Origin of the sequence: Amycolatopsis sp. ATCC 39116, assembly GCF_000231075.2 — a bacterium.
Lineage (GTDB): Bacteria > Actinomycetota > Actinomycetes > Mycobacteriales > Pseudonocardiaceae > Amycolatopsis_E > Amycolatopsis_E tucumanensis.
In genome coordinates this window covers 15,263-34,741 of record NZ_AFWY03000010.1, presented here as the reverse complement: position 1 = coordinate 34,741, position 19,479 = coordinate 15,263, and the positions used below count along the sequence as shown (strand labels likewise).

Annotated in this window: 20 protein-coding genes and 3 tRNA genes; 17 read left to right on the top strand and 6 right to left on the bottom strand. The window is 71.7% G+C overall.

What is annotated here, in order from left to right; translation table 11 throughout:
- Positions 1-376: 376 nt before the first annotated feature.
- The 7 genes from AMY39116_RS0314075 (at position 377) to AMY39116_RS42825 (ending at position 3,437) form a co-directional block, all read left to right on the top strand.
- Positions 377-613, top strand: a complete 237-nt coding sequence (locus AMY39116_RS0314075; RefSeq protein ID WP_020418281.1) for a hypothetical protein — start codon at positions 377-379, stop codon at positions 611-613.
- A gap of 194 nt (positions 614-807) precedes the next feature.
- Positions 808-1,548, top strand: coding sequence for a hypothetical protein (locus AMY39116_RS0314070; RefSeq protein ID WP_020418280.1), 741 nt, complete (start codon positions 808-810; stop codon positions 1,546-1,548).
- 194 nt (positions 1,549-1,742) lie between these two features.
- Positions 1,743-1,815, top strand: a tRNA-Glu gene (locus AMY39116_RS0314065).
- Positions 1,816-1,833: 18 nt separating this feature from the next.
- Positions 1,834-1,907 (top strand) — tRNA-Asp (locus tag AMY39116_RS0314060).
- Between the two features lie 30 nt (positions 1,908-1,937).
- Positions 1,938-2,011: transfer RNA gene (locus AMY39116_RS0314055), tRNA-Phe, on the top strand.
- Positions 2,012-2,112: 101 nt separating this feature from the next.
- A complete protein-coding gene (locus AMY39116_RS47815; protein ID WP_255346847.1) occupies positions 2,113-2,439 on the top strand; it encodes a DUF5959 family protein in 327 nt (108 codons plus the stop codon).
- An 89-nt stretch (positions 2,440-2,528) separates the two neighbouring features.
- A complete protein-coding gene (locus AMY39116_RS42825) occupies positions 2,529-3,437 on the top strand; it encodes a hypothetical protein (RefSeq protein WP_020418278.1) in 909 nt (302 codons plus the stop codon).
- Between the two features lie 4 nt (positions 3,438-3,441).
- Here the strand turns inward: AMY39116_RS42825 and AMY39116_RS0314040 are convergent, their stop codons facing one another.
- Positions 3,442-4,194, bottom strand: coding sequence for a TetR/AcrR family transcriptional regulator (locus AMY39116_RS0314040; RefSeq protein ID WP_020418277.1), 753 nt, complete (start codon positions 4,192-4,194; stop codon positions 3,442-3,444).
- Positions 4,195-4,342: 148 nt separating this feature from the next.
- On the opposite strand from AMY39116_RS0314040, the gene AMY39116_RS0314035 reads away from it, so the two are divergent.
- Positions 4,343-4,981 carry a DUF2306 domain-containing protein gene (locus AMY39116_RS0314035; RefSeq protein WP_039791518.1) on the top strand — a complete coding sequence of 213 codons (639 nt, stop codon included), beginning with the start codon at positions 4,343-4,345 and terminating at the stop codon, positions 4,979-4,981.
- Here the strand turns inward: AMY39116_RS0314035 and AMY39116_RS0314030 are convergent.
- Positions 4,957-5,751: a bifunctional 2-polyprenyl-6-hydroxyphenol methylase/3-demethylubiquinol 3-O-methyltransferase UbiG gene (locus AMY39116_RS0314030; RefSeq protein ID WP_020418275.1), complete on the bottom strand. Its 795-nt coding sequence runs from the start codon at positions 5,749-5,751 to the stop codon at positions 4,957-4,959. The two genes, AMY39116_RS0314035 and AMY39116_RS0314030, sit on opposite strands and share 25 nt — an antisense overlap.
- Positions 5,752-5,756: 5 nt before the next feature.
- Positions 5,757-6,122, bottom strand: a complete 366-nt coding sequence (locus AMY39116_RS42820) for a helix-turn-helix transcriptional regulator (RefSeq protein ID WP_051123531.1) — start codon at positions 6,120-6,122, stop codon at positions 5,757-5,759.
- Positions 6,123-6,136: 14 nt separating this feature from the next.
- On the opposite strand from AMY39116_RS42820, the gene AMY39116_RS0314020 reads away from it, so the two are divergent.
- The 4 genes from AMY39116_RS0314020 to AMY39116_RS0314005 all read left to right on the top strand — a co-directional run bounded on the left by AMY39116_RS0314020 (position 6,137) and on the right by AMY39116_RS0314005 (position 10,121).
- Entirely contained in the window at positions 6,137-7,135 is a 999-nt protein-coding gene (locus AMY39116_RS0314020) for a cation diffusion facilitator family transporter (RefSeq protein ID WP_020418273.1), read from the top strand.
- 359 nt (positions 7,136-7,494) lie between these two features.
- Positions 7,495-7,917, top strand: a complete 423-nt coding sequence (locus AMY39116_RS0314015) for a DUF6194 family protein (RefSeq protein ID WP_020418272.1) — start codon at positions 7,495-7,497, stop codon at positions 7,915-7,917.
- Between the two features lie 9 nt (positions 7,918-7,926).
- Positions 7,927-8,865 (top strand): winged helix DNA-binding domain-containing protein, encoded by a 939-nt coding sequence (locus AMY39116_RS42815; protein WP_020418271.1) that lies wholly within the window; start codon positions 7,927-7,929, stop codon positions 8,863-8,865.
- Between the two features lie 113 nt (positions 8,866-8,978).
- Positions 8,979-10,121 (top strand): Cmx/CmrA family chloramphenicol efflux MFS transporter, encoded by a 1,143-nt coding sequence (locus tag AMY39116_RS0314005; RefSeq protein ID WP_020418270.1) that lies wholly within the window; start codon positions 8,979-8,981, stop codon positions 10,119-10,121.
- On the opposite strand, the gene AMY39116_RS0314000 is transcribed toward AMY39116_RS0314005, so the two are convergent.
- Positions 10,065-10,832: an NAD(P)H-dependent oxidoreductase gene (locus tag AMY39116_RS0314000; protein WP_027935909.1), complete on the bottom strand. Its 768-nt coding sequence runs from the start codon at positions 10,830-10,832 to the stop codon at positions 10,065-10,067. The genes AMY39116_RS0314005 and AMY39116_RS0314000 overlap by 57 nt on opposite strands.
- Positions 10,833-10,902: 70 nt before the next feature.
- Here AMY39116_RS0314000 and AMY39116_RS0313995 point away from each other — a divergent pair, with 70 nt between their 5' ends.
- The gene (locus AMY39116_RS0313995; protein ID WP_020418268.1) at positions 10,903-11,934 is read left to right on the top strand and encodes a helix-turn-helix domain-containing protein; all 1,032 of its coding nucleotides are present in this window, start codon (positions 10,903-10,905) and stop codon (positions 11,932-11,934) included.
- Here the strand turns inward: AMY39116_RS0313995 and AMY39116_RS0313990 are convergent.
- Positions 11,892-14,624, bottom strand: a complete 2,733-nt coding sequence (locus AMY39116_RS0313990) for an EAL domain-containing protein (protein ID WP_027935908.1) — start codon at positions 14,622-14,624, stop codon at positions 11,892-11,894. The genes AMY39116_RS0313995 and AMY39116_RS0313990 overlap by 43 nt on opposite strands.
- 193 nt (positions 14,625-14,817) lie before the next feature.
- On the opposite strand from AMY39116_RS0313990, the gene AMY39116_RS0313985 reads away from it, so the two are divergent.
- The 3 genes from AMY39116_RS0313985 (at position 14,818) to AMY39116_RS0313975 (ending at position 17,979) form a co-directional block, all read left to right on the top strand.
- Positions 14,818-15,978: a beta-ketoacyl synthase N-terminal-like domain-containing protein gene (locus tag AMY39116_RS0313985; RefSeq protein WP_027935907.1), complete on the top strand. Its 1,161-nt coding sequence runs from the start codon at positions 14,818-14,820 to the stop codon at positions 15,976-15,978.
- Positions 15,979-16,068: 90 nt separating this feature from the next.
- On the top strand, positions 16,069-17,193 hold the full coding sequence (locus AMY39116_RS0313980) for a 5-methyltetrahydropteroyltriglutamate--homocysteine S-methyltransferase (protein ID WP_020418265.1): 1,125 nt from the start codon (positions 16,069-16,071) through the stop codon (positions 17,191-17,193).
- Between the two features lie 9 nt (positions 17,194-17,202).
- Positions 17,203-17,979, top strand: a complete 777-nt coding sequence (locus AMY39116_RS0313975) for an IclR family transcriptional regulator (RefSeq protein ID WP_020418264.1) — start codon at positions 17,203-17,205, stop codon at positions 17,977-17,979.
- A 133-nt stretch (positions 17,980-18,112) separates the two neighbouring features.
- Here the strand turns inward: AMY39116_RS0313975 and AMY39116_RS0313970 are convergent, their stop codons facing one another.
- The gene (locus tag AMY39116_RS0313970) at positions 18,113-18,604 is read right to left on the bottom strand and encodes an Rrf2 family transcriptional regulator (protein WP_020418263.1); all 492 of its coding nucleotides are present in this window, start codon (positions 18,602-18,604) and stop codon (positions 18,113-18,115) included.
- A 56-nt stretch (positions 18,605-18,660) separates the two neighbouring features.
- Between AMY39116_RS0313970 and AMY39116_RS0313965 the strand changes: the two genes are divergently transcribed.
- Positions 18,661-19,404, top strand: coding sequence for an SDR family oxidoreductase (locus AMY39116_RS0313965; RefSeq protein ID WP_020418262.1), 744 nt, complete (start codon positions 18,661-18,663; stop codon positions 19,402-19,404).
- Positions 19,405-19,479: the final 75 nt, after the last annotated feature.

Sequence of the window (19,479 nt, the reverse complement as noted above, 5' to 3'; positions counted from 1 at the left end):
GCCCACATGTCGCAATCCCGGGCTGACCGCGAGCCATTCACGCAGGCCGGAAATGCGGGCCGGAATGTGCCCTGGAAATGGAGGGGCCCCCGCGCCAGGGGGAGGAACGCGGGGGCCGGAGGGGATCTCCACAGGCGCTGACCGGGGGTGTGTCAGCAAGTCGATTGTTACATGATGCGGCCCGATGACGCGAGTGCTGGACGGGAAAAATTGCCCCAACCCGTCATCGCACCGTCGCCTGCGGTTCATCTGCGCGGACGCGGAACGGGAACGTTGCGTGTTCACAGGTTCACTCTGCGGGGGGCTGCGTGGCCGACGTCCCGCTCGCTAGCCTCGCGGCGAAGTTGTTGGTGTGACAGTCCTTTCGGGAGGAGCTATGAGCGGGTCTGTGGAAGTTCGGCAGTTCCTCCTTCGATACGAAGGCGGCGATCCGGCCGGGGTCCCCACGCAGCGTTCCGGGCAGGCCGACGCGCCACGTGTGTCGGACGACCAGGTGCGACGTGCGAGGTTGGCGGTGGCCGCCGGCGCGATCGACGCGCAGGACTGCGCCCAGTTGCTGGACATGCTCGGCCTGGTGCCGGACGAGGAAGGCGTGAACCCGGTCCAGCGGTGATGTTCCCGGTGCTTCCCGGTCAGGGGTGCACCCCCTGGTCGCACCCCTGACCGGCCCCAGGTCCGGAAAGATACCGGCGTTGCTCCGCTCGGGGCAAACAATTTCCACCCAGTTGCTTCGCTGTCGGTGAAATTGCCGCCATGGTTCTTCGCTGCAGGTAACATAACACTGTTACGAGTCGAGAGGAGCCGGTCGTGGCGGTGGAGATCGCGCGGGAGATCCGTCCTGCGGTGCAGAAGTACGGGGGCGCGTTCATGACGTCGCCGGAGCTGGCCGAGGTCGAGCGCGAGGTGGGGCTCGGGCGGCGGGCGTTGTACTTCCGCGGCCGGTCCGCCGTGCTCGGCGACCCGTCGCCGTCCGTGGTCGCCGAGCTGTTCGGGATCTTCCCGCGCTGGGTGGTGGATCTTGTTTTGCCCGCGGCAACCGAGGTATTGGGTTCGACCGCGGCGGTCTCGGCGTACACCGAGGCGCTGTACCGGTGGTCGAAGGCGCACCTGCGGGAGTCGGCGCTCGGCGAGTTGCTGCCCAGCTTGGCGGCGGCCGCGGACGCGAGCGGACTGGCGTTGTTCGCGGGCTGGCAGGAGGTTCCGTGGCCGGATGATCCGGTCGCTCGGATCGGCCACGGGTTGATGCTGCTGCGCGAGTACCGCGGTGGGTTGCACTTCGCGGCGCTGCGGGCGGTGGGGCTGACGGTGCCGGAGGCGGTGGTGGCGGACCCGGAGGGCGGCCGGGCGCGCCTGTTGCGGACGGCGTGGTCCCCGGAGGCGGCCGACGAGCTGATCGCCCGCGCCCGGCGGCGCCCGGACCTGGAAACCCGCTGGCGGCGCGCGGAGTCGCTGACGGATGAGCGGATGGGCGAGCTGCTGGAGGTGCTGTCCGAGGGTGAGCGGGATGCCTTGGTGTGCTCCCTGGCGGACCTCGGTCGCGAAGAGTGACCGGGGACACGTTGGCGGCTGGCGGCTGCCCGGGCTGGGTCGCCGGGGGTTCGGCTCGCGTGTTTCCGCAGCTCAGGCCCGGTTTTTACCGTTAAGGGATACCCGGTGGAAGGGGGCTCGTGGAGTGCCCTATGCTTGTAATCGCTCCCAGGGAGACCTGAGAGCGCGGTCGGTCGGTCACCCGAACCGGCCGGGCTCCCATCGTCTAGCGGCCTAGGACTCCGCCCTTTCAAGGCGGCAACGCGGGTTCGAATCCCGTTGGGAGTACGCATGACAAATGCATATGGCCCTGTGGCGCAGTTGGTTAGCGCGTCGCCCTGTCACGGCGAAGGTCGCGGGTTCGAGTCCCGTCAGGGTCGCAGTAGCGTCTGGCTTCAGCCGGCGTTTCCGGCCAGGTAGCTCAGTTGGTACGAGCGTCCGCCTGAAAAGCGGAAGGTCGCCGGTTCGACCCCGGCCCTGGCCACGGTCGATGAACCGCTCCGATGCAGGTCGGGGCGGTTTTTTCATGTCTGCGGTCGCGCCACCGGCCGGTGGTGATCTTGGTTCACCGCCGATGGCCGCGTCTTGACCGGAGGGTGCTGTGGAGCTGGTTCGCCTTGGGGACGAACTCAACGGTGTCCTGGTGCGAGTACTTGGTCGCTTCGTGGCGGGGACCCTTCAAAGGACGGCGGCCGCTCGCCCGAAATCCACCTGTCCGGGCGGGAGTCCGGGAGCCTTGTCCGGGTGACCGTGGTCGATGAGCCCGCCTCCGGCGTCTCCGTGATGCTCGAACTGCCCGTTGCCGAAGGGTGGATCGACGACCACCGGGCGCGGCTGCGGGCGGTGCGGGAGGCGTGGCCGAGTGAGGTCGTGGAGGCCTCGCCCGGTGTGTACGAATGGCGCTGCCCGTAGTTCTCCCGTACCGCAAGCCCGCGGCGCTGCGTTCGGGGCCCTTCGCGTGGCTACGGAGCGTCAGCGGCGCCGCCTAGGGTGGGGGCGCTATGGACTCGCCCGTGGATGTCAACCTCGTCGTCTTCCAGGTCAACGGCAGGGATGACGACCTGCTCCACGGGGCCGCCCCGGCGCGGGCCGAGGACGCCGTCCGTCAGGCTTGGCGCCAGGCGCAGGAACAGCGCGACGTCCAGGCGAGCGAGGTCACCCGCATCCACAGCACCTGGCAACCCTCCCGCGTGGATCGCGTCTTCCTGGCCGGCACGTTCCCCCGCGCCGAGCGCACCCATGACTTCGACCGGCCCGACGGCGACGACTGGGACACCGCCCTCGAAGCCGCAGCCGCGGCCCGTGCCGGTCGGGACAGCTTCGTCCAGGCCGAACGGGACGGCGAGTGGCTGCCCATCCTCCACACCTACGACGGCCCGCTGAAGCTCTACGCCTCCCTCCCGCTCGTCGACGGCCGCCTGTACCTCGGCTTCGCCAAGACGACGATCACCCCCGCCGGCCGGATCGGCATGTCCCACCTGCTCAAGAACCGCTTCGAGGCGATGACCGGGGACGAGCTCCAGGAACTGCTCGACGAAGCGTGCGGCAACCTCGCGCGCGGGCTCCGCTTCGGCGTGCACGACGACGAGGCGAAGGGGCGCCTGGTCAGCGTGGAGCGCGGCGACGACAACCTGTGCGCGGCCTCGGCGATCGTGCTCGGCCAGTTCCACGACAACGTCGCCCACCACGTCGGTGAAGACAGGCTGATCGTCGGGCTGGTCAGTCCGGACCACATCTACGTCGCCGGCGCGAGTTCCGGCTGGGTGGAGGAGATCACGGACTGGGTGCGGACCTCGCCCGACACGAGCGGCGACCTGGTGCCGACCGTCCTCCTGATCGACGGCTCCGGAAACATGGAGATCATCGCCGAGCGCCCGACCGGGCGAGTGCCCGCCGACGCGACAGTCTGACCGGTCAGCGGGCCGCCACCCAGGCTTCGATCCCGTCCAGGAACCGGTCCACCCCGAACTCGAGCGCGGCCGGCAGCGCCTCGCCGTCCCCGAGGTCCTCAGCGGACTCGGCAGCCTGCACGGCGGCCAGCGCCGGGTAGTCCGCCGGGTTGATCAGCTCGCCGAGCACCTGCGTGAGTTCGGCTTCACTGCGCGGAAAACCGTCCTCGGTCTTGCCGGCGCCGCTCATACCGAGGCTGATCTGGGCGACGCCGCGCACCACCGCGGTCAGGTGCAGCGCCGCCGCGCGGGCCTGGCCGCCGACCAGCCCCGCCTTCAACAGGGGCCGCAGCAGACGGTCCAGCCACGCGAGCTGGTGCGGGCCCATCGGCGCGTGGTCGAGCGGCACGAGCAGGAGCCACGGCCGCGCCTGGAACCCCGCCCACAGCGCGGCCACCCACTGCCGCACCGCCTGCCGGAAGTCGTCCGTGTCGTCGAGCTCCGGCGGCTTCCCGGCCGCCACATCGGCGACCACCTCGAGCAGCAGGTCCTTGCCCGGGATGTGGTTGTAGATCGACATCGTCGAGTAGCCCAGCTCGGCCGCGATGCGCTGCATCGACAGCGCCTCCAGGCCGTCCGCGTCCGCTATCCGGACCGCGGCCTGCGCAATCCGCTCCACGGTCAGCCGCGCTCGCGGCCCGCGCCGGCCACGCGATCGCCCGGACCACAGCAGCGTGAGACTGCGCTGGAGGTTGGTCGCCTTGCTGTCGTCCGCCACCGCGTCATTCTAAAACTATGTACCTCATACGTTTATATGTATGGTGTACATAGTTTTGGAATCGGAGGCGCAGACCATGACCTCGACGACGAACGCACCCCGCACCAAGCCGCCCAGCCGGCAATCGGCCTGGCGGCGCAGCCCCTGGATGGTCCCGCTGGCTCTCGTGGCGGTGGCGTTCCTGGCCTTCTCGGTGCCGCCCTACCTGACCTTCGACCCCGCCCGGTCCCGTCTGGAGCCGCCGCCGGGCAACGACCTCTACTACCCGCTGCTCGTCGGGCACGTCCTGTTCGGCGCCGTCGCCATGGCCACGGCGTGCTTCCAGATCTGGCCCGCGTTCCGCGCGAAACACCCGCGCGGGCACCGCATCACCGGGCGGGTCTACGTCTTCGCGGGGGTGCTGCCGGCCGGGCTGCTCGGGCTGTACATCGGGTGGCACACCGCGGCCGGGCCCTCCGTCCGCGTGGCGAACCTCGTCGGTTCGGCGCTGTGGCTGGTCGTCACGGCCGTCGGGTGGCGGATGGCCCGTCGGCGCCGTTTCGGCGATCACCGCAGGTGGATGGCGCGCAGCTTCGCGCTGGCGATGTCGATCGTGCTCAGCCGGGTCGTCAACGTCGTCGCCACGATCGTCCTGACGCCCCAGGTGGACACGACCTTCCTCGGCAGCGCGGAGCTGATGACCTACAGCGCCGCGAGCATCGGGGTGTGGCTCAGCCCCTTCGTCCTGTGGGTGGTCGCGGACCTGCTGCTGGAACGCCGCGGTCAGGGCCTGGTCAGGAAGAAGTAGGCGTAGCGCTCGTCCAGTTCGTTCTCCGGCACCAGTTCGATCGCCTCCGGGCGGAAGCCCACGCGCGCGGCCAGCTTCCAGAACTCCGGGATCGCGTAGGTCGTCATCTGCGACGGGCCCGTCCGGTACGAGCGGCGGCGCGGCCTGGTCAGCCAGCGGCCCTCGTCGTACTTGATCTGGATCAGGGCGAGGCCGCCGGGGGCGAGCACGCGGTGCGCGAGCCGCAGGATGCGTTCGCCGTACTCGGGGGTCGGCAGCACCTCGAAGACGTAGAGGCACAGGAACACGTCGCACGGCCCGGGGATCTCCCGCAGCGCCGCTTCCGGCCTTGGGACGTCGACGGCGACCCCGCGGAACGGGGTGTCGCACACCGCCTTCACCTGCTTTTCGCACTCCAGCAGGCTGTCCGTCGAGATGTCGACGCCGACGAACTCCTTCGCGTGCGGCGCGAAGTGCACCGCGTTCGCGCCGCCGCCGCAGCCCCACTCGACGACCCGGCCCCACGGGCGGTCGAAACCGGCCATCCGCGCGCCGCGGCGGAACATGTCCAGGTGCCGCCTGCCGATCTCCTCCCACGGCACCTTCTCGCCGAACACCGGAGCGTCCGCCCAGTGCGAGTTGTCCTTCCAGTCCACGCCGGACCGGTCGGACCAGAAGGACTGCGCGTCGGCGGCGATGCGGCGTTCGGACTGCGTCAGGCCGATGGTGGCGAGCCCGCGGTGCCACGCGGCCAGCGCGAGCGAGACCGCGCGGCGTCTTCTTTCGGACATATCGGTCATCCTGCCGGATTCACCCGTTTGGGAGGAGTCCCTTCGGCAATGTGGTGCGGGATTCCGAGCACGGCGTGGTCGGCGTACCCGAGCGCCTCGGCGACCAGATCGGCAAGGTGGTCGCTCGTGATGCGGTAGAGCATCCGGCGGCCCTCCCGGCGCGCCCGCACCAGGCCGGCCAGCCGCAGCCTGCCGAGGTGCTGCGACACCGACGACCGGGACGCCGGGACTTGCGCGACCAGGCTGGACACGTCCTGCTCGACCGACAACAGCCGCAACAGGTGCAGCCGCGTCGGGTCGGCCAGGTGGCCCAGCACCTCCGCCGCCACCCGCAGCCGGGCGGCATCAGTTGTGTCGTCATGCGCGCGCATGCTTGCATATTGCCATGGGGACCTCGCACGGACACGGACACGGCCACCGAGCGCGGCGGCTGCGGCACCTCGTCACGCCGCACAGCCACGACAGCGCCGACCGGTTGGACAGCGCGCTGGAGACCAGCAGGCGCGGGATGCGCACGCTCGTCTGGTCGTTCCTGGCGCTGTTCGTCACCGCGGCCGCGCAGCTGGTCGTCGTGTTGTTCACCGGCTCGGTCGCGCTGCTGGGCGACACCATCCACAACTTCGCCGACGCGCTCACCGCGGTCCCGGTCGGCATCGCCTTCGCGCTCGGCCGCCGCGCCGCGAGCCGCCGGTTCACCTATGGGCTCGGCCGGGCCGAGGACCTCGCCGGGGTGGTCGTCGTGCTGATCATCGCGGGGTCGGCGGCGCTCGCCGGGTACGAGGCGGTCCGGCGGCTGATCGAGCCGCGGCCGGTCACCGGGCTGTGGGTGGTGGCCGCGGCGGGCGTGATCGGGTTCCTCGGCAACGAGCTGGTCGCGCGGTGGCGCATCACGGTCGGCAGGCAGATCGGCTCCGCGGCGCTGGTCGCGGACGGGTTGCACGCGCGCACGGACGGGTTCACCTCGCTCGCGGTGGTGCTCGGCGCGCTCGGCGTCGCGCTCGGGTTCCCGATGGCCGACCCGATCATCGGGCTCGTGATCACCGCCGCGATCCTGCTGGTGCTGCGCGACGCCGCGAAGGAGGTGTTCCGGCGGCTGATGGACGCGGTCGATCCGGCGACCGTCGACCTGGTCGAGCAGGCCGCCCGGTCCGTCGACGGGGTGCGCGCGGCGCGGGACGTGCGGGTGCGGTGGATCGGGCACAGCCTGCGCGCCGAGCTGGCGGTGGCGGTCGACCCGGCGCTGACCGTGACCGCGGCGCACCACCTCGCGCACCAGGTGGAGCACCGGCTGACGCAACGAGTGCCGCGACTGACGGCGGCAGTGGTGCACACGGAGCCGGCGCTGGGCGCGGAGCCGGCGCACGAGCTGGTGGGGCCTGGGTAGTGGAGGGGGTGTTGCGGGCGCCTCAGGGATTCGCCGTAGCGGGGGGCGAGGTGGTTCTTCTTCAGGCGGGCCGGCTTGCGGGCGGGTGTTGGCATTGCGGGGCGGGAAGCATGGGCCGCGGCAGTGGGGGCGGTGGTTTGCGGCGGGCCGGTCTGTCGGTGGCGTCGCGGTAGTGGGGGCGAGGTGGTTTTCCTTTAGGCAGGCTGGTTCGCGGGCGGGTGTTGGCACTGCGGGACGGGCGCGCCTGAAGGGCTGCGTCAGTGGGCGCGGTGGCTTTCTGCGGCGCAGGACCTTCAATTTCTGTGATGCTCATCACTTGCCCCGCGCATTGATCGTCTGTATTGTGCTTCCTTGGCGCAGTGGATATCGAGCACATTCGACAGGAACTGGCCACTTTCCAAGGCTCCCGGATCGTCGAGGCGAACGGGGACGTCTTCGCCATCTACGACCCCCGCGGGGACCTGCCGCCGCAGCGTCAGATGCCCTGGGCGACCATCGTGACCTCGGACAACCCGTACGACGACACCTCGAACCTGGATCGGCCCGGGGTCTTCCGCCTCAACATCGGGCTCACCCGCGACCGCTTCAAGGAAGTCGTGCCGGACGGGGACTACGACGTCACCGCCCTGGACGTCCTGTTCCCGCACCCGCTGTACGGCGGCCAGCACTGGGTCTGCGTGATCAACCCGGACGAAACCTGGCCGCAGGCCCGGAAACTCCTCGACGAGGCCTACGAGTTCGCGGTCCGCAAGTTCGAGAACGCGGAACGCAGGCGTCGGTAGCCTGCCCGCATGGACGTACGGCGCCGGCGGGTGGCGGCCCAGCTCTTGGACCGGTCGAAAACACCGACGCTCGTCGGCGCCGTGCGCCACCTCCTCGCCGTGCAGGCCCAGGAACCGACCGCCTTCCCGCTGGCGCTGCGGGCCCGGGTGCCCGGCCTGACCGCCGCCGAACTCGACGAAGCCCGCCGGGACGCCACGCTCGTCCGCTGCTGGGGCCCGCGCGGCACCCTGCACCTGATCGCCCGCGACGACCTGCCCTGGCTGTACCCGCTGGTGAAACCGAATCCGGTCAACTCGCTCCGGCGGCTCAAGGAACTCGGCGTCGACAACCCCGACGCCTCACGCGCTGCCAAGGCTCTCGACGGCCGCGGCCCGCTCACCAAGGCCGAACTCGGTGAGCGGACCGGGACCGAGGGGCAGGCGACGGTGCACTTGGCGATGCTCGCCGCCGCGCGCGGGCTCGTCGTGCTCGGGCCGGAACGCGCCGGCAAGCCCACCTACGTCCACGCCGCCGACTGGCTGGGCGCACCCCTGCCGACCGAACCCGACGACACCGCCCTCGGCCAGCTCGTCGCCCGCTACCTGGCCGCGCACGAACCAGCCGAGCCCGCCGACCTCGCCGCCTGGTCCGGAATCCCCGTCACCAGGCTGAAACCCCACTGGCGCGAGTCCACAGTAGACGTCGAAGAAGCGGGCACCACAGTCCGCCTCATTCCGGCCTTCGACGAGTACCTCCTCGGCTGGCGCACCCGGGACCACGCCGTCGCCCCGGAACACCGCAGGCTCGTGCACCCCGGCGGCGGCATCGTCAAGGCAGCCGTCCTCGTCGACGGCCGCGTCGCGGGCACCTGGACCCGCGCGGGCGGCCGCGTCGACGTCCAGCCCTTCGAAGACCTGCCGGACCTGACCGCGGAAATCGAGGACCTGCGCCGGTTCGACGGAAAATGAGTCGATCACCGCGACCGGCGCCGGCTATGCTGCCGGGCGTGAACAGCCCCGAGTCGGACAGAGGCCGGCGGATCACCCGCTGACCCTGTTTTCTCCGACTCGGGAGCTTTGTCATGCCCTTTGCCGTCTACCTGCTCGGGCTCGCCGTCTTCGCCCAGAGCACCTCGGAATTCATGCTGTCCGGGCTGGTCCCGGACATCGCCGCGGACCTGGACGTCTCGATCGCCGCCGCGGGCTACCTGACCTCGGCGTTCGCGGTCGGGATGATCGTCGGCGCGCCGCTGCTCGCCATCCTCGCCCGCCGCTGGCCGCAACGCCGGGCGGTCACCGCGTTCCTCGTCGTGTTCGCCGCCGCGCACGTGCTCGGCGCGCTCACCTCCAGCTACGCCGTCCTGCTCGTCACGCGGATCGTGGCGGCGCTGGCCAACGCCGGGTTCTGGGCGCTGGCCACCACGGTCGCCGTCGCGCTGGTCGCGCCGGACGCCAAGGGCCGGGCGATGTCCGTGGTGATGGGCGGGGTCACGCTCGCCTGCGTCGCGGGCGTGCCCGGTGGCGCCGTGCTCGGTCAGGCGTGGGGCTGGCGGTCCGCGTTCTGGGCCGTGGCCGCGCTCGCCGTCGCCGCGACCGTCGCGGTGGTGCGCACCATCCCGGTGTCCAAACCGGACACAGCGGCGACCGCCGTCCGGCCGCTGCTGCGCCGTCCGCTGCTGCTCACCTACGCGACGAACGCCCTCGTCCAGGGCGCGACCTTCTGCACGTTCACCTACCTCGCGCCCCTGATCACCGAGGTGGCCGGGCTGTCCGAGGCGTGGGTGCCCGCGACGCTCGTGTTGTTCGGCGTCGGCGCGTGCGTCGGCATCGTGTTCGGCGGCCGCGTCGCCGACGCCCGGCCGCGCACGGTCCTGCTGACCGGCACGGCAGCGCTGACCGTCGGCTGGGCCGCGCTCGCGGTGAGCGCGTCCAGCCCGGTCGTCACGCTCGTTCTCGTGTTCCTGCAGGGGATGCTGGCGTTCGGGCTCGCACCGGCGCTGACCGCGCGCGTGTTCTACCAGGCCCCGGGCAACGCGCTGGCCGGCGGCTTCACCACGGCCGCGTTCAACGTCGGCAACACGCTCGGCCCGGCACTGGGCGGGCTCGCGCTCGACGCGGGTCTCGGGTTCCGTTCGCCGGTCGTGGTCAGCGCGCTGCTCATGGTCGTGTCAGTCGCGCAGGTGTACGGCCAGGTCCGACCGGCCAGGCGCGAGGTCGGCGCGTAGCACCAGGTCCTCGTCGTAGTCGCCGCGGTTCTGGTGGCGGAACGGGATCGGCTCCGCGCTCTCCAGGGTGCGGAGCCGGTCCCGCAGTCCGGCTACCGCCGCGTCGAACCCGGCCTCGTCGAGGCGGTCGGCGCTCAGCACGGCGAACGGCGGCAGCGGCGCGATGCCGGTGTACCAGAATGTGCCGTGGTGCAAGGGGAACAGCAGGTCGTTCAGTTCACCGTGGACACCCCGCGGTCCGATGCTGGACGGCCGCGCGCCGATCGTCGTCACCACCATCGCACGCTTGCCGGTGAGCTTGCCGTCGCCGTAACGCAGCACCGTGCCGTCCTCGGCGGCGATCCCGTAGCCGAGGCCCTTCACGAAGACCCGGTCGAACCAGCCCTTGAGGATCGCCGGCAACCCGTACCACCACATCGGGAACTGCACCACGATCGCGTCCGCCCAGTCGAGCTTCTCCTGCTCCGCGCGGATGTCCGCGGGCAGGCGGCCGGACTCGTACGCCTCCTGCGAGGCCGAGGCGACCAGCATCCGCTCGGCCGGGTCGTGCTCGAAGTCGCCGTAGTCGACCACCGGGTTCCACTTCATCGCGTACAGGTCCGACACCCGGTAGGAGTGGCCGAACTCGTCCAGCGCCTTCAGCCCCTCGTCACGCAGCGCGGCGTTGAGCGAGCGTCCCTCCGGGTGGGCGAAGATCCACAACACGTTCATGCCACCAGGCTCCGCCGTCACCGCGCCTGCGACGAGTGGCCCGATGGTCAGCATGTGTCAGGATCGGGCCATGACGGTTTTCGCGAACGACGGCAGGCACCGGGTGGCCGTGCTGGTCCGCGACGGTCTGCTGCCGATCGAGGTCGGGATCGTGCACCGGCTGTTCGGGCAGGCCAGGGCGGGCGACGAACCGCTGTACGAGGTGCTCACCTGCACCCTCCACCCCGGCGTGGTGCGCACCGACGCCGACTTCACGGTCAACGTCGAGCACGGCCTGGACGCACTGGCCGAGGCCGACACGGTCGTCGTGTCCTCCTCCGACGAGGACTACGGCCCGCAGCCCGGCGGTCCGCTGCAGGGCCCGCTCGCCGACGCGTTCGGGGCCATCGCGCCGGGCACCCGCATCGCGTCCATCTGCAGTGGCGCGTTCGTCCTCGCCGCGGCCGGGCTGCTCGACGGCCGCCCCGCCACCACGCACTGGCAGTCCGCCGACGACCTGCGCACCCTGTACCCGCGCGTGCAGGTCGACCCGAACGTCCTCTACACCGAGTCCGGCAACGTGCTGACCTCGGCCGGCGTCGCGTCCGGCATCGACCTGTGCCTGCACATGATCCGCCGCGACCACGGCGCCGCGGTGGCCAACGAGGTCGCGCGCGGCACGATCGTCGCGCCGCACCGCGAGGGCGGCCAGGCCCAGTACATCCCCCGGCCGGTGCCGCAGCCGACGGTGTCCTCGACCGGCGCGGCGCGGGCGTGGGCGCTGGAGAACCTGCACCGTCCGCTGACGCTGCGGCAGCTCGCCGCCCGCGAGTCGATGAGCGTGCGCACCTTCACCCGCCGCTTCCGGGAGGAGGTCGGCCTCTCGCCGGGGCAGTGGCTCACGCAGCAGCGCGTCGAACGCGCCCGCCAGCTGCTGGAGGAGACCGACCTGCCGATCGACCGGGTCGCCGAGGACGCCGGGTTCGGCAGCGCCGGTTCGCTGCGCCAGCACCTGCAGGCCGCGCTGGGCGTCTCACCGAGCGGCTACCGCTACACCTTCCGCGGCAGCCGCGCCGACGATCAGGACCACAGCTCGGCGGCCGGGAGCGGCCGGCCCAGGTAGTAGCCCTGGGCCTGGTCGCAGCCGAGCCGCTTGAGGATCTCCAGCTGCTTGGCGTTCTCCACGCCCTCCGCGACGACGGTCAGGTGCACGGCGTGGGCCATCGCGATGATGCTCGTGACGATCACCTCGGCGTCCCCGGACTCGCCCAGCCCGGTGATGAAGGACCGGTCGATCTTCAACGTGTCCAGCGTCAGCCGCTGCAGCTGCGCCAGCGACGAGTAACCGGTGCCGAAGTCGTCGATCGCCAGGCACACCCCGAGCTCGCGCAGCGCGGCCAGCGTCTTGCTGGTGACCGTGGAATCCCGCATCAGCGCGCTCTCGGTGATCTCCAGGCACAGCGCGTCCGCGGGCAGCCCGGTCACCGCCAGCGCCTCCTCCACGGCCAGCACCAGCGCCGGGTCGTCGAGCTGCCGGGTGGACAGGTTGATCTTCAGCCCGACCTTCGCGCCCCGCGCCCGGCGCGACGCCACCTCCCGGGTGGTCTCCCGCAGCATGTGCGAGCCGAGCAGGTTGATCAGGTCGCTCTCCTCGGCCAGCGGGATGAACTCCGCGGGCGAGATCGGCCCGTGCACCGGGTGCGTCCAGCGCAGCAGGCCCTCGACCGCGACCATCTCGTCGGTGCGCAGGTCGACGACCGGCTGGTAGGCGGCCCACAGGCGGCCGTGCCGGACCGCGTCGCGCAGGTCCTGCTCGAGCCGCAGGCGCCGCTGCATCCGCATCCGCAGCTCGACGTCGAAGAACTCGTAGCGGCCGCGGCCCAGCGTCTTCGCGTGGTACATCGCGACGTCCGCGTCGCGCAGCAGCTCGTCAGCCTCACGCTGGTCGCCGGGGCCGGTCAGCACGATCCCGATGCTCGCGTCGACGTGCAGGCGGCGCCCGTCGACCGAGATCGGCGTGGTCACCGCGTCCCGGATGTGGTTGGTCAGCGCGCGCACCCCGGACTCGTCGTGCACGCCGAACGCGATCACCACGAACTCGTCCCCGCCGAGCCGCCCCACCACGTCCCCGGCGCGCACCGCGTGCCGCAGCCGCTCGCCGGCGATCTGCAGCACCCGGTCGCCGATCGTGTGACCGAGCGAGTCATTGATGACCTTGAACTTGTCCAGGTCGATGAACAGCACCGCGGTGGCGCCGTAACCCTCCTCGTGCAGGGCCGCGTTGAGCCGCTGCAGCACGAGCGTGCGGTTGGCCAGCCCGGTCAGCGGGTCGTGCGTGGCGTCGTGCGCGAGCCGCTCGCCGATCGCCTTGCGCTCGGTGATGTCGCTGAACGACAGCACGAACGCCGAGGAGGCCATGTCCTCCGGGTTCATCGCCCGGCAGGACACCGACAGCCACACGATCCGGCCGTCCGCGCGCTTGGCCCGCATCACCCGGCCCTGCTGCGGCTCGCCGCCGCGGCGCAGCTGCGCGGACGGGTACTCCGACGGGTCGAGCCGCCGCCCGTCCTCGTCGTAGAGCGGCCAGTTGTCCGGCGGCGTGGCCATCAGCTCCGCCTCGGTGGCGCCGAGGATGTGCTCGGCCGCCGGGTTCGCCGACATCACCCGGCCGTTCGGGCCGATCACCAGCACACCCTCGTCCAGGGCCGCGACAACCGTGCTGAACTGGCGTTCCGCGCGGCGGCGGGCGGTCTCGTCCGCGCACACCAGCACGTAGCCGTCGTCCATCTCGGCCGCCGACACCCGCACCGCCAGCGCGGAGCCGTCCGCGGCGCGGTGGGTCGTCTGCGCGACGCCGCCGTGGGCGAGCACGTCGGCCGGGTCGAGCGGCGCGCCGACCAGCCGGCCGACCTCCTGGCCCAGCGCGTCGGCCGCGCGCCAGCCGTAGATGTTCTCGGCCGCCGGGTTCCAGCTGGTCACGCGGCCCCGCGCGTCGGTCGCGATCAGCGCGTCGCTGACGTGCTGGACGAGCGCGGCCTGGTAGCGCAACGCGGCCTCGGCGGCCTTCTGCGCGCTGACGTCGCGCATGATCACCTGGAAGGCCGGCTTGCCCTCCCAGGTCGTGCGCACCGACACCGACTCCACGGCGATCCGCTCGCCGTCGAGCCTGGTCAGCACCGCCTCCGCCGGCTCGGACGTGGCGCCCGGCTCGCTCAGCCCGGCGATCCGGCGCAGCATCGACGGCACCGACGGCGGATCCACGAAGTCGGTGATCGGGCGCCCGATCAGCTCGGACGCGGTGATGGCCCCGACGAACCGGACCGCGGCGGGGTTGGCGTAGGTCAGCACGCCGTACTGGTGCACGACGATGCCGTCCGGGCTCAGCTCGACCAGCAGGCGGTAGCGGTCGGCGAGGTCGGCGAGCTCACGGCGGTCCTCGTGCCGGTCGGTGACGTCCGTGGCGATGCCGAACAGCCCGCCGTCGAACGTGCGGGCGCGGAACCGGATCCACCGCGAGTCGCCCGCCGGCGTCTCGTAGGGCTGCTCCAGCTCCAGGTCGTGCCACACCGGCGCGGTGCGGGCGGCCAGCATCAGCGGCTCGACCAACTCGGCGAGCCGCGCGCGGATCTCCGCGTCGGGCGCGCCGGGCAGCGCGAGCAGGCGGTCGAGGCCGGGCCGCCAGGTGAGGACGTCGTCGGCGAAGCCGAAGGACCAGATCACGGCGCGATCGGCGGACAGGGCCAGGTCGATCACCTGTTCATGATCGACGGACAGGCCGGCCACGCCTTCCCCGGGGTTGGCGTTTGGCTCCATCTTCCGTCCGATCCGCCGAGCATCTTCTGCTGTCCGATTACACCATTCGGCCGCTTCACCGTGGTCCTTGTGCACCAATCTCCGGCAGCGGACTGCGCTCGGTTATGCCCTTCCGGCTGCTCGACGTTGGCTTGGAACGAGTCCGTTCCTCGGGACGGATCGTAGAGGCAATGACGAAGGAGGGGCGAGTGCGATGGACTCGCGGCAAATGGCAATCTGCGGAATCGGAGCGGTCACCGGCTACGGCTGGGGCCGCGAGCAGCTGTGGGACGGCCTGACGTCCGGCAAGCCCGCGGCCGGGCTGGAAGCCGGGTACGGCGCCCACCCGGACGAACCCGGCTGGGTGGCGAAGGTGACCGACGGCGGTAACCCGATGGACGGACCGAGCCGGTTCGCGCGGGCGATGCGGGCCGCCGCCAGGGAGGCGATCGCCGACGCGGGGGAGCGCGGCTGGCAGCCCGGGAAGCGCGTCGGACTCCTGCACGCGGTGGTGCTCGGCGAGGTGGACCTCTGGCGGGAGTTCTACCTCGACCGGGGCCGTGACCTGCGGCCCCGCGAGTACCTCGGGCTGATGCCGTCCACGCCGATGTCCACCTTCATGCAGGAGTACGGGTTCCACGGCCCGGCGATGAACGTCTCGGCCATGTGCGCCTCCGGCAACGCCGGGCTGCTCACCGCCAAGGCCTGGCTGGACGCCGGCATCGTGGACGACGTGGTGTTCGTCGCCACCGACATCTCCGCGACGCCGGAGAACGTCCTGCACTTCGTGCGGCTCGGGGTGGCGGTGACCGACACCGAGCCGCTCGAGGCGTGCCGTCCGTTCCAGGAGGGCAGCCGCGGCTTCCTGATGGGCGAGGCGTCCGTCGCGTTCGTGCTGTCGCGGAACGCGACCCGGCCGTACGCGGTCGCCCTCGGCGGCGCGATGACGCACGACGGGTACCACGTGACCTCGGTCGACCCGGACCTCGGCCAGGTCCGCGGCTGCTTCCGGGACGCGCTGGCCAACGCCGGGGTGCCCGCCGCGGCGGTGCGCTACCTCAACGCGCACGGGCCGGGGACCAAGCAGTGCGACACCGCCGAGGCGACCATCCTCGAAGAGGAGTTCGGGTCGTCGACCGGGGTGTACTCGGTCAAGCCGCTCGTCGGGCACTGCCAGGGCGCGGCCTCGGCGGTGGAGGTGTCGGTCGCCGCGCTCGGGTACGACCGCGGGTACGTCCCGGCGCCGCCCGCGGTGGCCAAGGGGCACCCGCAGCTGCTCACCGGCCGGGTGCCGATCGGTGATGGCCTGACCGTGAAGTCGTCGCTCGGCATGGGCGGCCACAACTCGGTCGTCGTGCTCGGCCCGCCGGCCTGATCGCGGCCTCCGCCCCGCGGCTCGCAAGGGGGTTGCCGCGGGGCGGAAGGCGGGCTTGTGCGCGGTGGTGCGCTGCCCGAAGATCGGGGCATGACTGTGCGCACGACACCGCCGTTCCGCGCCGATCACGTGGGCAGCCTGCTGCGGCCCGCCGAACTCCACCGGGCCCGCGAGGACTTCGCCAAGGGCGCCATCGGCGCCGGCGACCTGAAGGCCGTGGAGGACAGCGCCATCCGCGACGTCGTCGCGATGCAGCGCGAGGTCGGGCTGCGCTCGGCCACCGACGGCGAATTCCGCCGCGCCTCCTGGCACATGGACTTCATCTACGCCCTCGACGGGATCTCCCGCAGCGACGAGAAGCTGCACGTCAAGTTCCACAACGCGGCCGGGGACATCGAGTTCAGCCCGGCCGGGCTGAAGGTGGACGGCAAGGTCGGGCTGTCCGGCACGATCTTCGGTGACCACTTCGCGTTCCTCAAGTCCATTGTGGACGACACCCAGACGCCGAAGCAGACCATCCCGTCGCCCAGCATGATCTACTACCGGGGCGGTCGCCGCGCCGTCTCCGAGCAGGTCTACCCCGACCTGGAGGAGTTCTACCGCGATCTGGCCGACGCGTACGCCAAGGAGATCGCCGGGATGGCCGAGCTGGGCTGCACCTACCTGCAGCTCGACGACACCAGCCTCGCCTACCTCAACGACCCGGCGCAGCGGCAGCTCGTCGCGGAGATGGGCGGCGACCCGGACAAGCAGCACGTGCGCAACATCAAGACGATGAACGCCGCGCTGGCCGGCCGCCCGGAGGGGCTGACCGTCACCACCCACCTGTGCCGCGGCAACTTCCGCTCCTCGTGGGTGGCCTCCGGCGGGTACGACTTCGTCGCCGACGCGCTGTTCAACGAGCTGGAGGTGGACGGCTACTTCCTGGAGTTCGACGACGAGCGCTCCGGCGGGTTCGAGCCGCTGCGGTTCGTGCCGAAGGGCAAGTACGTCGTGCTCGGCCTGGTCACCACCAAACGCGGCGAGCTGGAGTCGGTCGACTCGCTGCGGCGGCGCATCGACGAGGCGGCGCGCTACGTCGACCTGGACCAGCTGTGCCTGTCCGGGCAGTGCGGGTTCTCCTCGACGGAGGAGGGCAACGACCTCACCCAGGACGAGCAGAAGGCGAAGCTGGAGCGGATCGTCGAAACCGCCGAGCTCGTGTGGGGCCGTTAACCTGGGCTGATGCGGCACACATCGGCGCAGGCGCCCTCGGTCGTCGACCGCGTGCTGGACGTGCTGGCCGCGTTCACCCCCGAACGTCCGGCGATGACGCTGTCCGAGCTGAGCCGCCGGACCGGGCTGCCGTTGTCGACCACCCACCGGCTGGTCGGCGAGCTGGCGCGGCGCGGGGCGCTGGAGCGGCAGGACGACGGGCAGTACCGGGTCGGGCTGTGGCTGTGGGAGGTCGCGTCGCTGTCCCCGCGCGGGCCGGTGCTGCGTGACGCGGCGATGCCGTTCCTGGAGGACCTGTACGAGGCCACGCACGAGAACGTGCAGCTCGCGGTGCTCGACGTGCCGGACGTCGTGTACGTGGAGCGGATCTCCGGGCGCAACGCGGTGAGCATCGTGTCCCGCCCCGGCGGGCGGCTGGCGGCGCACGCGACCGGCGTCGGGCTGGTGCTGCTCGCGCACGCGCCGTCCGACGTGCAGGAACAGGTGCTGGCCGCGCCGCTGCGCCGGTACACGCCCAAGACGATCACCGGGGCCGACGAGCTGCGCCGGGTACTGGCCGACGTGCGGCGCGACGGGTACGTGATCAGCGACCGGCAGGTGGAGATGGTGTCCCTGTCCGTGGCGGCGCCGGTGTACGGGGCCGACGACGCGGTGGTGGCGGCGATCTCGATCGTCATCCCGGCCGCTGGGCCGGATCCGAGGTCGATGGTGCCGGCCGTGCGGGCGGCGGCGCGGGGGATTTCGCGGACCTTGGGGGCACCCCGCGCCTTGCGGCAGCCCAGCTGAGGGGGGTTGGGTTTTGCGGGCTGGTGTGATGCCGGCGCCAGCGAGCGGTGGACGCTGCGACGCCCCCAGTTGAGCCGAGGGGATCTCGGGGGCTGGGCGCGTCCGGGGCACCTCGGCCCAGCTGAGCCAGGCCTCAGCTGATCCGCCGCGCCGGGGTGATGCCGGTCAGCAGGCGGCGCGTGCGTTCGGGCGCCCACTCCGGCAGCCCGGCCACGATGTCGCCGAGGGACTGCGCCGCCAGGCTGGCCCGCCAGGCCTCGTGGGCCTCCGCCATCTTCGCGGCCAGCACGCACGTGTCCCGGCAGTCCTCGGGCGGCAGCGCGCCCCTGCCCCGCTGCCGGATCTCCCGGCACTCGTACGGCGCGGACGCCCCATCGACCGCCTCGACGATCTCCAGCAGTGTGATCTCCGACGCGGGCCTGGCCAACCGGAAGCCGCCGCGGGGGCCGGTCGTCGCCGTCAGCACACCGGCCCGGACCAGCGCTTTCAGCTGCTTGGCGAGGTAGGGCGCCGGCAGGTCGAAGTACTCCGCGAGCTGCGCCGTCGACGCGGTGGACCCCGGCTCGAGCTGCGCCAGCGAGGTGGCGCAGTGCAGAACCCACTCGGTGCTCGATGGCAGCTTCACAACCACAGTGTATCTCCGATATTATGGACCCGAGAAATCCACAATAGGAGGAAGCAATGCGAATCGCAGTCGCCGGAGCCACTGGCAACATCGGCAGTCGCACCGTGGCCGCGCTCGAGCGGGACGGGCACGAGGTCGTGCGGATCAGCCGCTCACTTGGGGTCGACCTCGCCACCGGCGCGGGCCTGGACGACGCCCTGACCGGCGTCGACGCGGTCGTCGACGCCCTCAGCGCGCCACCGATGAGCAGAGACGAAACGGTGGCCTACTTCGGGAACGCCACGCGCAACCTGCTCGCCGCCGAGGAACGCGCCGGCGTGCGGCACCACGTCCTGCTGTCGATCCTCGGCGTCGACCGCGTCGAGGGCAACGCGCACTACGCGGGCAAGCGCGAGCAGGAGGGCCTGGTCGCCGCCGGCGGGGTGCCGTGGTCGATCGTCCGCGCCGCCCAGTTCCACGACTTCGCCGAGATGGCCGCGGGCTGGGGTGAGCAGGACGGGGTCGTGACCATCGCGCCGCTGCTGGTGCAGCCGATCGCCCCAGGGGACGTGGCCGCCGTGCTCGCCGAGGTCGCCACCGGCGAACCGCTCCGCGACCGCCTCGATCTCGCCGGTCCGGAGCCGCAGGACCTCGTCGACATGGCGCGCCGCACGTATGCGGCGCGCGGCCGGTCGGCGAAGTTCGTGCCGACCTGGTCCGGCCTGTTCGGGCCGGAGATGGCCGGTGAGGTGATGCTGCCCGGCGAGGGCGCCCGGCTCGCGCCGACGACGTTCGACGACTGGCTCGCCGAGCAGCACTGAGCTCCCACTGAGTGGAAGCCCTGCTGGCCCACGGCCCGGGCCGACCCGCATGCTGGGTGCCGGAACAGCGGAGTT